General features: G+C 47.5%; 11 protein-coding genes. 8 read left to right on the top strand and 3 right to left on the bottom strand.

The features are described from left to right. Positions 1-31: 31 nt before the first annotated feature. Entirely contained in the window at positions 32-922 is an 891-nt protein-coding gene (locus H8K36_RS10180) for a M48 family metallopeptidase (protein WP_186916587.1), read from the top strand. 34 nt (positions 923-956) lie between these two features. Here H8K36_RS10180 and H8K36_RS10175 read toward each other — a convergent pair whose 3' ends face one another. Continuing rightward, positions 957-1,733 (bottom strand): exodeoxyribonuclease III, encoded by a 777-nt coding sequence (locus H8K36_RS10175; protein ID WP_186916588.1) that lies wholly within the window; start codon positions 1,731-1,733, stop codon positions 957-959. Positions 1,734-1,959: 226 nt separating this feature from the next. On the opposite strand from H8K36_RS10175, the gene H8K36_RS10170 reads away from it, so the two are divergent. From H8K36_RS10170 to H8K36_RS10140, 7 genes are all read left to right on the top strand, one after another. Further along, entirely contained in the window at positions 1,960-2,325 is a 366-nt protein-coding gene (locus tag H8K36_RS10170; RefSeq protein WP_186916589.1) for a hypothetical protein, read from the top strand. Positions 2,326-2,327: 2 nt separating this feature from the next. Continuing rightward, positions 2,328-5,318 carry a glycosyltransferase gene (locus H8K36_RS10165; RefSeq protein ID WP_186916590.1) on the top strand — a complete coding sequence of 997 codons (2,991 nt, stop codon included), beginning with the start codon at positions 2,328-2,330 and terminating at the stop codon, positions 5,316-5,318. A gap of 53 nt (positions 5,319-5,371) precedes the next feature. Continuing rightward, a complete protein-coding gene (gene pyrE, locus H8K36_RS10160) occupies positions 5,372-6,040 on the top strand; it encodes an orotate phosphoribosyltransferase (protein WP_186916591.1) in 669 nt (222 codons plus the stop codon). 204 nt (positions 6,041-6,244) lie between these two features. Further along, positions 6,245-7,282: a GDP-mannose 4,6-dehydratase gene (gene gmd / locus H8K36_RS10155; RefSeq protein WP_186916592.1), complete on the top strand. Its 1,038-nt coding sequence runs from the start codon at positions 6,245-6,247 to the stop codon at positions 7,280-7,282. Then, the gene (locus H8K36_RS10150; protein WP_186916593.1) at positions 7,266-8,249 is read left to right on the top strand and encodes a GDP-mannose 4,6-dehydratase; all 984 of its coding nucleotides are present in this window, start codon (positions 7,266-7,268) and stop codon (positions 8,247-8,249) included. Before gmd ends, H8K36_RS10150 begins: the two co-directional genes overlap by 17 nt. Next, positions 8,246-9,412 carry a glycosyltransferase family 4 protein gene (locus H8K36_RS19605; RefSeq protein ID WP_186916594.1) on the top strand — a complete coding sequence of 389 codons (1,167 nt, stop codon included), beginning with the start codon at positions 8,246-8,248 and terminating at the stop codon, positions 9,410-9,412. Before H8K36_RS10150 ends, H8K36_RS19605 begins: the two co-directional genes overlap by 4 nt. A 4-nt stretch (positions 9,413-9,416) precedes the next feature. Then, positions 9,417-10,526 carry a glycosyltransferase family 4 protein gene (locus H8K36_RS10140; RefSeq protein WP_186916595.1) on the top strand — a complete coding sequence of 370 codons (1,110 nt, stop codon included), beginning with the start codon at positions 9,417-9,419 and terminating at the stop codon, positions 10,524-10,526. Between the two features lie 10 nt (positions 10,527-10,536). On the opposite strand, the gene H8K36_RS10135 is transcribed toward H8K36_RS10140, so the two are convergent. Beyond that, positions 10,537-11,823, bottom strand: coding sequence for an ABC transporter ATP-binding protein (locus H8K36_RS10135; RefSeq protein WP_186916596.1), 1,287 nt, complete (start codon positions 11,821-11,823; stop codon positions 10,537-10,539). Beyond that, positions 11,820-12,614 (bottom strand): ABC transporter permease, encoded by a 795-nt coding sequence (locus H8K36_RS10130; RefSeq protein ID WP_222611199.1) that lies wholly within the window; start codon positions 12,612-12,614, stop codon positions 11,820-11,822. Before H8K36_RS10130 ends, H8K36_RS10135 begins: the two co-directional genes overlap by 4 nt. Positions 12,615-12,628: the final 14 nt, after the last annotated feature.

The raw sequence follows: 12,628 nt of genomic DNA, 5'->3' as shown, positions 1-12,628 counted from the left end.
ATAACCCTCTCTAATCCGTGGTCTGAGCATTATGAAAAAAACTTTCGCTATTGGTAGTTTGCTGTTGTGCGTTACTACTTCCGGTCTTGCGTTTGCACAAGAGGCCACGTCGCAAGAAGGCGTGAAGGTCGGAAAAATGTCTCTGATGCGGAAGCTGGTGCCGACCGGTGCTCTTGAAGGACAAGCCGCCCAGCAGTATCTACAAACCATGCAAGACGCGCAGTCGAAGAAAGCCCTGGCACCAGATGATAATCCACAGGTTATCCGCTTACGTGCCATTGCAAAGAAATTGATTCCTTACGCCTTACCTTGGAATGACCGAGCTAAAGACTGGAAATGGGAAGTCAATCTTCTCGGTTCGAGTCAAATTAATGCGTACTGTATGCCAGGTGGCAAAATCGCCTTCTATACGGGAATTATCGATTCACTCAAATTAACCGATGATGAAGTCGCAATTGTGATGGGACATGAAATCGCCCATGCCTTGCGCGAGCATGGTGCTGAACGCGCAGGTAAATCAATCGCCGCAAATATTTTGGTGAAAAGCGCTGCTTTGTTCGCTGAATATAAGGGCTACGACGGACGTATGGTAGCGGGCGCAGGGAGTGCAGGTGCCAACTTAGCGATGCTCAAGTTTTCACGTGATGACGAAAGCGAAGCCGATGTCGTTGGCTTAGATATCGCTGCACGTGCCGGTTATGATCCCCGTGCTGGTGTCGCCTTGTGGCAAAAGATGGGTTACGTGAATAAAAATTCGCCGCCGAAATGGCTCTCCACGCATCCAGCCGGAACCGATCGTATTAATGAAATCCGTAAGCACTTCCCAGAAGTGATGCCCTTGTACGCCAAAGCCAAGAATGTAGATTTGGCGAGCTTGCCACCCTACAAGTCGAACGTAAAAGTGATTCCTGATGTGCGTTGATGGAGCTGACATCAACGCAATTCATAGGGAATAATTACTTATAGACGATAGTCAGAGGCGCGTGATCGCTAAAGCGCTCTTCTTTGTAAATGGCGGCACTGTGCGCCTTACTGGCGACGCCCGGTGTCGCCACATGATAGTCGATACGCCAACCGACATTGTTTGCCCAGGCTTGCCCGCGATTGCTCCACCACGTATAGGCCTCACCGGTTGTTTCTGGGTGGAGTTGGCGATACACGTCGACCCATCCCAATTCATCAAACAAATTTCCCATCCAAGTGCGCTCCTCAGGGAGGAAGCCGGAATTCTTTTGATTACTTTTCCAGTTTTTAAGATCGATTTCTTTGTGAGCGATATTCCAGTCGCCGCAAATGATTAGCTCGCGACCCTGTGCAATCAATTCCGCTAAGTGAGGGCGGAATTCATCCATAAATCGAAACTTCGCTTCTTGGCGTTCAGGTGATGATGAGCCTGAGGGGCAATATACGGAGATAATCGAGAGATTATCGAAATCGCAGCGCACATAGCGGCCTTCCGTATCAAATTCTTCGCTGCCAAAACCGATTACGACTTGGTCCGGCTTTTTCTTGCTATAAACGCCAGTCCCAGAGTAGCCTTTTTTCTCTGCATAATGAAAGTGGCCGTGATAGTCGTGTGGTCGTAAGAAGTCTTCAGTCATATCTGCTTCCTGAGCCTTGAGCTCTTGTACGCAGAGAAAATCCGGAGCTTCCTTCTTCATCCAATCGAAAAAGCCTTTTTTTGCAGCGGAACGTATGCCATTGAGATTGGCGGAGATTACTTTAATGGTCATTGTCTTCAATATAATTATTTAGGGCAAATTTTACGTAATTTTCTAGAATACCAGATGATCATCGATCAAGGTGGGGATGAATTCTTGGTTTAGCCAATTAAGCATGGTTTATACTTGCGGGTTTATTGGATGCGTGAAATTTGGTTTCTGCACTCGAATTCGTTATTGGCCGAGTCACGAGAAAACGAGATTACAACACGTGCCAGCTTTCCCCCGCAGAGAATCTATGAACGAAGAACAATTACGCGCGCAATTGAACGCGGTTTACTCGAGTACCTCTTGGCGCATTACTGCACCACTGCGTGCCATGTCTCGTATCGTTCGCGCCGGAGGAGTGTCGAAGGCGGAAGTTAAAGCACGGATAGTATCGATACTACGCTTTCTCTCAAAGTCAGATTTCATTCGGCGTACAGGGAAGCGTATTCTTAGTTATTTCCCAAGCTTGCGAGCTAAGGTTCAGGGCTTACTGCTCCAGCGTCCTTTACCTGCACCTTTCGTGAATATCGTCGCTGAACATGCTGCGACCAAGGTTTTAAGTGCCGAGACTGCGGCGATCTTAAAGCAGATTAAGATGTTGAGAAAAGAGTTTTAAGCATGCGTATTGTTTTAGACCTTCAAGCCTGCCAATCGACGGGCAGTCGACACCGCGGGATAGGACGATATTCCATGGCCTTGGCTAAGGCTATGTTGCGTAACGCGGGTTCGCATGACATTCACCTGCTACTCAGTAACGCTTTTCCGGAAACGATAGAGCCGATTCGTCGTGAATTCGCGAATTTAATTTCCCAGAATAATATTCACGTTTGGAAATTACCTTTGCCAGTTGCAGAGCTCTACCCAGAAAATGCTTGGCGTTTACGCGCTGCGCAGTTAGTGCGTGAACAAATGCTGGCTAGCTTGCGCCCAGACTACGTCCATATTACGAGTCTGTTTGAGGGCTCGGGAGATGATGCAGTCAGCAGCATTGGTTTGAATGGTGTCCATATACCAACGGCGGTTACGCTTTACGATTTGATCCCGCTTGTCTATGAAAAACAATATCTCGTCGATGAGCGCCAACGCGCTTGGTACTACCGTCGCTTACACCAGTTGAAACGGGCAGATTTGTTGTTGGCGATTTCCGAATCTTCGCGACAAGAAGGCATTCAATATCTGCAACTGGACCAAGAAAAAGTCGTCAATATTTCCTCCGCGGTGGATGAGTGTTTTCAATTATCCACGGCAAATGAATCACAAATGGCGGAACTACGTCAGCGATACCATTTGCACAAACCTTATGTGATGTACACCGGCGGCATAGACCTGCGTAAAAATATTGATGGTTTGATTGAAGCATATGCGAAATTGCCGTTGCCAGTCAGATCAACGCACCAACTTGCCATTGTGTGCAGCATTCGCCCCGAAGAGAAAGATCGTTTAAAAGCATTTGTCAAAAAAATTGGACTGGCAGAAGCCGATGTTATCTTTACTGGATTCGTGCCCGATCAAGATTTACCCTTACTTTATCAAGGCTGTAAGTTATTCGTTTTCCCATCATGGCATGAAGGTTTTGGTTTGCCCGCATTGGAAGCAATGTCCTGCGGTGTTCCCGTGATTGCTGCGAACACCAGTAGTTTGCCCGAAGTAGTTGGAAACCCAAATGCCTTGTTCGATCCACGTTCGATTACCTCGATTGCAGAGAAGATGCTTGAGGTATTGACTCAAGCGCCGTTGGCTGCCGAATTGGTCCAGCATGGTTTGGCGCAAGCGAAGCTTTTTTCTTGGGATGCTTCAGCGAAACGTGCGTTGGCGGCGATGGAGGAGTCATTCGCATCATTGGCAGAGAGATCGATGGATCAAAAGGCGAGCACGGGTAGACCGAAACTCGCCTATATTTCACCTCTGCCTCCGATAGAGTCAGGTATCGCCGATTACAGCGCAGAGCTTGTGCCCGCTCTTGATGAATTCTACGACCTGACCTTGATCGTTGAAGAGACCAAAGTCAGTGATTCCTGGCTGGCCGCCAATATGCCCATTCGGGATGCAAACTGGTTCAAGCAAAATTTGAATGACTTTGATCGGGTGGTCTTTCATTTTGGGAATTCCCCAGCGCATGCCTACATGTATGAGCTCTTTGAATGCCGACCAGGTATCGTGGTGTTGCATGATTTCTTCCTTGGTGACTCCCTCGCCTACCTCGACATGAACGGAATCCAACCGGGGATTTGGACTCATGCTCTGTACGGTGCACATGGCATATCTGCATTACTTGAGCAAAAAGAACCAAAGAATCATCCGCAATTAATTCAGCGTTTGCCCTGCAGTCCACACTATTTGCACAAGGCTGAAGGCGTGATTGTTCACTCCGAGTATTCGTTGGGACTTGCCAAAAAATGGATGGGGGAAGCAGAAACCCAAAATTGGAAATTGGTGCCTCACCTGAGGAAAAGTCCGATCATCAATGAAAAGAGTGAAGCTCGCCGCAAGCTCGGCATTGCTGATGACGAGATCTTGGTGTGTTCTTTCGGTATGTTAGGCGCCAATAAGCAAAATATCCGTCTGCTTGAGGCCTGTCTCGCCAGCGATTGGCTGAAACAGAATAAAGTTCGTTTGGTATTTGTCGGACAAAATGATGGTGGTGAGTATGGCCGCGCATTGACACAGTTGATCCAAAAAAATGATCTCCGCGAACGTGTTGTGATCACCGGATTTGCCTCTCAAGAACTGTACCGTGATTACCTCCAAGCAGCAGACCTTGCAGTCCAATTACGTACTGCATCTCGTGGCGAGAGTTCTGGAACTATTTTTGACTGTCTCTGTTACGGCTTAGCTTTGATCGCGAATAAAAATGGATCAATTGCTGAGTTGCCTGCAAATGTCGCCGTTTTGTTGGATGACGAATTTCAAACACAGCAATTGCAAGCAGCAATTCATCAGCTTTGTACTGATGCTTCTTTGCGGGCGCAGCTGTCGAAGGCGGCGCAACAATATATGTCGATCGATCGTTCGCCGCGCTATATTGCCAATCAATATTTCGAGGCGATCGAATCAATTTGTGTTACAGAACCAAATGCGATTTTACAAAGTAGCCTGCGTCAGTTGATTAAAGATTCGTCGCAAGCAAATGAAATTGATTGGTTGATGACAGCGGGTGCGATCGCAGCGAACCGTGCGCAGTTAGGCACGCCAAGCCTATATATCGATGTAACTGAACTCGTGAACACCGAATTAACGCCTTCACAGAAAAATCGTATAGCTGATGCCTTTTCTACTTTCATGAGAGAGACACCGACTCTACGCTTGGAGTTCGTGGTGCGTTCTGAGCTTGGTTTGTATTACGCACGAACATGGGCTACCCATTTCTTCGAGCTCTTGGCAGCATTTGGTGAAGATAATCGTGTCGAATTTCATGAAGGCGACTTGTATTTCTCATTAGATGCTGGGGTGAGCACGAGCCTAACAATCGAACCAACGGCTGCACCTTACCTATTGTCGATGGTCGACGACACAGAAAGTAATCGCGATCATTCAAATCGAAATGATGGGCTTCACGCTAGCTTAAGTGCGCTGCGTCAAGCAGTGGATGCCTTGCGGCGAGCTTTGTAGATCGTCAGACAAAAATCAAAAAATAAAGAACTAACATTATCAGGAAGAAAAAAATGAGTGCAAACTTAAAGCAAGAGTTTATTCAATTCGCCGTGGGTGCCCAAGTAATTCGCTTCGGTGAATTCATTACTAAGGCTGGACGGACGTCACCGTACTTCTTCAATGCTGGACTGTTCAACGACGGCGCAAATTTGGGCAAGATCGCAAACTACTATGCACAAACCTTGCTTGAGTCTGGGGTTGAGTTCGACATGTTGTTTGGCCCAGCGTACAAGGGCATTACTCTCGCATCCGCAACCGCTGTTGCCTTAGCAAACAAAGGCCGTAACGTGCCGTTTGCTTACAATCGCAAAGAAGCGAAAGATCATGGCGAGGGCGGCACTATTGTGGGAGCCAAACTGCAAGGTAAGATTGTGATCGTTGATGACGTCATTTCTGCAGGTACTTCAGTGCGTGAATCTGTCGAGTTGATTCGCGCCGCTGGAGCGATGCCAGCCGCCGTTCTGATCGCACTTGATCGCATGGAGCGAGCAGGTAAAGATGATGAGCTTTCCCCGCATTCGGCAGTGCAGGAAGTTAGTCGTTTATATGGAATTCCTGTCATCGCGATCGCCAACTTGAATGATCTTTTTGAGTGTTTGTCGAGCGCCAACGCAGATGCCTCGTTGGCTCAGTTTAAAGATGCGGTTGGAGCTTATCGCCAAAAGTATGGGGCGATTTGAAAAATCGAAGGATGAGTTTGAATCGCAAGTTTTGAAGTATTTCCTTACAAATAGATGACAAAAATTTACCGTTCATCAACTGAAGTACAGGTATACTGTCAAAATGTGATATTCATCACAGAATAAGTCGGCGCAACGTGAAAACATTCGTTATAGCGCTAAAATTAGCTAAAAATTAATATTCGCTTAGGCGAAAGGTTTTGCATGAATAAGAAAGCATTAGTCACTGGTATTACTGGACAAGACGGCGCCTATTTGGCCCAGCTTCTGTTAGAGAAGGGTTATACCGTATATGGTACGTACCGCCGCACCAGTTCTGTGAACTTTTGGCGCATTGAAGAATTAGGAATTCAAAATCATCCCCAACTGCATTTGGTGGAGTACGACCTCACCGATTTGTCTTCTAGTGTGCGTTTGATGCAGTCGACCCAAGTCGATGAGGTATATAACCTCGCGGCCCAAAGTTTCGTGGGCGTTTCCTTTGAACAGCCAGTCACAACGACAGAAATCACCGGCTTAGGTGCTTTGAATTTGCTTGAAGCGATTCGTGTGGTCAATCCTAAGATTCGCTTCTATCAAGCATCGACGTCCGAGATGTTCGGCAAAGTTCAAGCAGTTCCACAGGTTGAGACGACTCCGTTTTATCCACGTAGCCCGTATGGCGTGGCTAAGTTGTATGCCCATTGGATGACGATCAATTATCGCGAGTCTTATGGCATTTTTGCTTGCAGTGGTATTTTGTTTAACCATGAGTCACCATTGCGTGGTCGTGAGTTTGTAACCCGTAAGATTACTGATTCTGTTGCGAAGATTAAGCTGGGTAAACTGGATTGCCTTGAACTTGGCAACATGGATGCCAAGCGTGATTGGGGTTTCGCGAAAGAATACGTGGAAGGTATGTGGCGTATGCTGCAGGCCGATGAGCCTGATACTTTCGTTCTGGCGACAAATCGTACAGAAACAGTTCGTGACTTTGTGACGATGGCATTTAAGGCGGCTGGTTTCCAATTGAATTGGGAAGGCGCTGCTGAAAACGAGATCGCTCGTTGTGCTCAGACTGGCAAAGTACTGGTAAAAGTAAATCCTAAGTTCTATCGTCCAGCTGAAGTTGAATTATTGATTGGTAATCCGCAAAAAGCAAAAGATGTGCTGGGCTGGGAACCGACCACGACCTTAGAACAGCTTTGCCAAATGATGGTTGACGCAGACATTCAGCGAAATACGCATGGCAATTCCTTCTAAACATTCGCGCCCACGCGCTCTTATTACTGGCCTGCGAGGTTTTACAGGCGAGTATTTGGCGCGCGAATTGGAAGCATGTGGCTATCAGATTTTTGGGACCGCTTTTGGTAATGAACCATTAGGAGAGGGCGTTTATTACGTCGATCTATGTGACCCGGCTGCATTGCAGGCGGTGGTCAACGAAGTTCAGCCCGATATTGTGGCGCATCTAGCAGCGATCTCTTTTGTCGCGCATGGCAATGTTGAGGATATCTATCGTATTAATGTCGTTGGCACGCGAAATTTGCTTGAAGCTTTGTCGAAGTTGGAGACACCTCCGCGGTCGATTTTGGTAGCAAGTAGCGCAAACATTTACGGTAATTCAACGGCCGAAGTGATTAAAGAAACCGAAGCGCCGATGCCCGCCAATGATTACGCCATCAGTAAAATGGCGATGGAACATGTTGCTCGTTTATGGATGGATAAACTCCCTATCTTCATTACGCGGCCATTCAACTATACCGGTTTAGGGCAATCCGAAAATTTCCTTTTGCCAAAAATTGTGAGCCATTTCAAACGTGGCGCGAAGCACATCGAGTTAGGCAATCTCGACGTTGCGCGTGATTTCTCTGATGTTCGTTTCGTTGCACGTGCTTATCGCGAGTTATTGCAACTCATACCGCGTGGCGAAACCGTTAATATTTGCTCCGGAAAAGATTACACCTTGCGTGAAGTGATCGCTATGGTTGAGAGCTTAGCGGGCTACCGTATTGATGTTAAGGTGAATCCAGCGTTTGTGCGTGCCAATGAGGTGCGTAAGCTAGTTGGAGATTCCAGAAAGTTGATCGCTACCATTGGTGCTCTACCAGCTATTCCTTTGCAAGACACACTTGCATGGATGCTAGGAGAACATGTTAAGAATCCAGTTAAACAGTTGCCTAGCAAAGCAGCGCTTAAAAAGATTGAGGCGCTTGAGGTCCTGGGGTGAATGTCGTTTTATCGATTGAAGCCGTTCGCCCGCCTTTAGCTGGAATTGGTCGTTATGTCTGGGAGTTGGCCACTCGTCTGCCACACCATCAAGAAGTCGAGTCGCTCCGTTTTATTTCCGACGGTTTGTGGCGCACACTTCCAGATCTCTCTTTATCTTCTTCTCCCGTTTCGAGCGTTCGCCAAGGAATGGATTGGCGGCATGTACTCGGCAAAAATCCTTTGGTGTCCCGAGTGTATGGTGCAGTCATGCCCAAACTCGCCGCCATTCAAATAAATCGTTTGAACGATACGGTATTTCACGGGCCGAATTTTTTTGTCCCCAACGTCGGCATCCCAACGGTAGTGACGATTCACGATTTGTCAGCGTATTACCCAAGCAATTGGCATCCACAAATGCGAATTGAGCGTATGCAAACTTTGATACCGCATGCGGTGAATCGCGCCTCATTGGTCTTGACCGACTCCGAGGCAACGCGCTTGGAACTTTTGCAAGAATTTAATTTATCTGAAGATAAAGTGCAGGCTATTCCGCTAGGGGTGGATCAGGTGTATCATCCGCGTCCGCTGTCGGAATTAGAAGATGTACTTGCGCAATATGGCTTGCAAGCACAAGGCTACAGTTTGTTTGTATCCACTATCGAGCCACGTAAGAATTTAAGTAATTTGATTGCAGCGTATAGCAAACTTCCATCGGCAATGCGTCAGCGTTGGCCTTTAGTGCTGGTGGGAGGTAAAGGTTGGAATAGCGAAGAGATTCACGCGCAAATTGAGCAAGCGACAGCGCAATCTTGGTTGAAGTATTTGGGTTACGTGCCACAAGCACATTTACCTTTATTGTATGCAGGGGCGCGTTTGTTTACTTACCCATCTCTGTATGAAGGGTTTGGTTTGCCGATCGCTGAAGCGATGGCGAGTGGGGTGCCGGTATTGACTTCGAATTGCTCTTCGATGCCAGAAGTTGCTGGTACGGCAGCCTTGCTTGTAGAGCCCCGCGATGTTGATCAGATGTGTGTGGAGCTTGAGCGTGGTCTGAGCGATAACGTTTGGCGCACTTTGGCGATCCCAAAAGGTTTAGAGCGTGCATCCCAATTAACTTGGGATACTTGTGTTGATAAAACTCTGTTAGCCTATAAAATGGCGAAGTCTCTAGCAGAAAAATAAAAAGATGAAGGTTTTACACTTTTACCGAACGTACTACCCAGACAGCTTTGGTGGGGTAGAGCAAGTCATTCGACAGATGGTGGCGGGTTCTGCACGTCTCGGTATTGAGGCTGAGATTTTGACACTGACACGTGATAAGACCAAATTAGAAATCGAGTATGAAGGTCGTCCAGTGCATCGCGCCGCACTCGACCTCGAAATCGCCTCGACAGGTTTCTCTTGGTCTGCGTTAAGCCGTTTTAAACAGCTCGCTGCTGAAGCTGACATTGTGCATTATCATTTTCCTTGGCCCTTCATGGATGTGGCGCATTTTGCATGCGGCGTCAAGAAGCCAAGTGTCGTCACTTACCACTCCGATATCGTTCGTCAGAAGTATCTGTTGAAACTGTATCAGCCACTGCAAAATAAGTTTCTCAATAGTGTTGACCGCATTGTTGCCACATCGCCCAATTACTTAGCGACGAGCCCAACTTTAGGAAAGTATCGAGATAAAACCGAGATCATTACTTATGGACTCGATCGGAGTATTTATCCGCAAGCGGCAGAAGAAGATCTACAACGTTGGCGCACCCGCTTTCCGCAGCCGTTCTTTTTGTTCGTTGGTATGCTGCGCTATTACAAGGGTTTGCATGTGCTGCTTGATGCTGTGGCTGGCACACAAATACCAGTGGTCATTCTTGGTGATGGCCCAGTTGAACAAGAGTTGAAGCGTCAGGCACAGGCGCTCAATTTGCAGCACGTGCATTTCTTGGGAGCCTTACCCGAGAGCGACAAGGTCGCTCTGTTGAGTTTGTGTTATGCCTTGGCCTTTCCATCACATTTACGCTCTGAAGCCTTTGGCATTACTTTGCTCGAAGCGGCTATGTTTGGTAAGCCGATGGTCTCATGCGAAATCGGTACTGGTACGTCTTATGTCAATTTGGATCAGCATACTGGGATGGTAGTGCCAGCGAATGATCCTCAAGCATTCCGCGATGCCATGCAAAAACTGCTGTCACATCCTGAATTGGCGGCTCAGATGGGGCAAAGCGCGGCGGCACGCTATGAAGAACTCTTCACTGCTGAGCGCATGGCAAGCCGTTACCAAGCCCTGTATCAGCAACTGCTGAAATAAGTCACCTGCTTTAGTTAGATACTGTTTTCGTGTGCGATTTGTCGAGTGTGACAGCGAACGCGTTCGGTAACCACTGGCTACCAATGAAGATATTCTTATCGACATTGATCACATCAAAAACCAATAAATTATCCGACCATTCGAAGTTCTGATCGAGATGCGATTCACCGCGCGTTAATGCGGTTGTTACTGAATAAGATCCTGGTCCCAAGCGACATTCAAACGGCAGTGTATAACGTAGGCGGTCACCGGTTTCTAAATCAGTTTGTACTGCTTTGGTATGGAAGGTGTTTGAGCCCCAAATGACGCTACCTTGTTTGTCGCGCATCATCATACCGAGTACGAGCTCTGGTATCTCACCGTTGACTAGAACCTCGCAGACTAAATTCAATGCTTGTCCTACTTGGGCGGCAGCGACTTCTTCTTCGGTCTTAGCATCTTGTAACACGAGTTTGGTGACAACTGCGGTGCCAGAGCCCGAGCGGGTTTTGAGCCAACCTTGTTCATCACGCTTTTGTTCGATATTGAGTTTTTCGTTTTCTTTTTGCGCGATCATGGCATTGTAGTAATCGACTACTTCATCGGGCGCACCTTGCTTTAAGATTTGCCCTTTATCGATCAAAATCACATGGTCGCAAATTGCGCGTACATCACTCATGCCATGGGTGACGAGAATGATCGAAGTACCTTGTTCTTTGAACTGCTTAATGCGATCAAAACTACGATGTTGGAAGTAGCTGTCACCAACCGACAAAATTTCATCGACGATTAATACGTCTGGTCGCACCGCCGTGGCAACAGCAAATGCCAAGCGTGCTTGCATGCCACTTGAATAAACACGTAATGGCATTTCAAAGAAGTCGCCAATTTCAGCGAAAGCTTCAATTTCAGGCATCAAGGCATCCAGTTGTTTTTGACTGAGCCCCATTAGGCCACCAGCCATATAGGCGTTCTGACGACCCGTGAATTCAGGATTAAAGCCTAGGCCTAGCTCCAGCATTGCGCTGATGGTGCCACTCACCGCGATCGTACCCACGGTAGGGCGTACGGTACCTGTGATCATTTTCAGTAAGGTACTTTTGCCGGCGCCATTTTGCCCAATAATCGCAACCGCTTGACCACTTTGCACCGAAAAATGGATGTCTCGATTCGCCCAATATTCGGTTTTCGCGTTACTACTGAAACCTGCCCAGTGCATCAAACGCACGAAGCTACTATCAAATTTGGTATAGCATTTGCCGACACCATTAACTTGTAAGATGGTTTTACTCGGCGTAGAAGAATCGTGTGAACTCATAGGGCATCGACCAAATCAGCACTGGCGCGGCGGAAGATCCAGAAAGAAAATAAGAACAAGCTGGTTACACATATGAACGGCACGGTCAGACTGGCCCAGTCTGGAAATTTGCCATACAACAAAGCATCTTGATAAATCTTAACCAGACCCGCCATAGGATTGACCTCAGCCAAGAAGCGAAATTGTTTTGGTAGGCTCTCTGCCGTGTACACCACTGGTGTGAGCCAAAACCAAAGTTGCATCACAATGCCCAAGACTTGGCCAACATCGCGCGAGAAAACATTGAGTAGGCCGAGCAAAATACCAAGGCCAAAGGCGAACATGATGATTAAGGCCATCCCTACAGGTAACGCAAACCAGGATATTTGTGGATAGTGGTTGAAAAACAGGAACACCACACTCATCGCAATCAAAAGTAGCAGATGGTTGATGATCGCACTGCCGCCAACAATCATCGGCAAACACAAACGAGGAAAGGCGATCTTCTTTAAGGTATTCGAATAATCGATGAACACCGTTGTGCAGCGCGTGACGATTTCGGCAAACAGACCCCATGCCGCCGTTCCGGCCATTAGATAAATGGGGTAGTCTGCTTTGTTAGTGCTGTTGGGTAGGCGAGCACCGAGAAATTCGGCGAGTACGATGGCAAAAATCGTTGCTTGCGCCAAAGGATTGAGAATCATCCACAGTGCCCCCAACTTGCTGCGCGCGAAACGGCCGCGGAATTCGGCCTTGATCGACGACAGCATGAAATGCCGGAAACGCCACAGCGATAAAAGTAAAGCTTTCAATCGGATTCCTAAAG

The organism is Affinundibacterium nitidum (genome assembly GCF_014284155.1).
In the GTDB taxonomy this organism is placed as follows: Bacteria; Pseudomonadota; Gammaproteobacteria; order Burkholderiales; family Burkholderiaceae_D; genus Undibacterium; species Undibacterium nitidum.
Note: the sequence above shows the minus strand (reverse complement) of the source record. Positions and strands in the feature narration are given on the sequence as shown.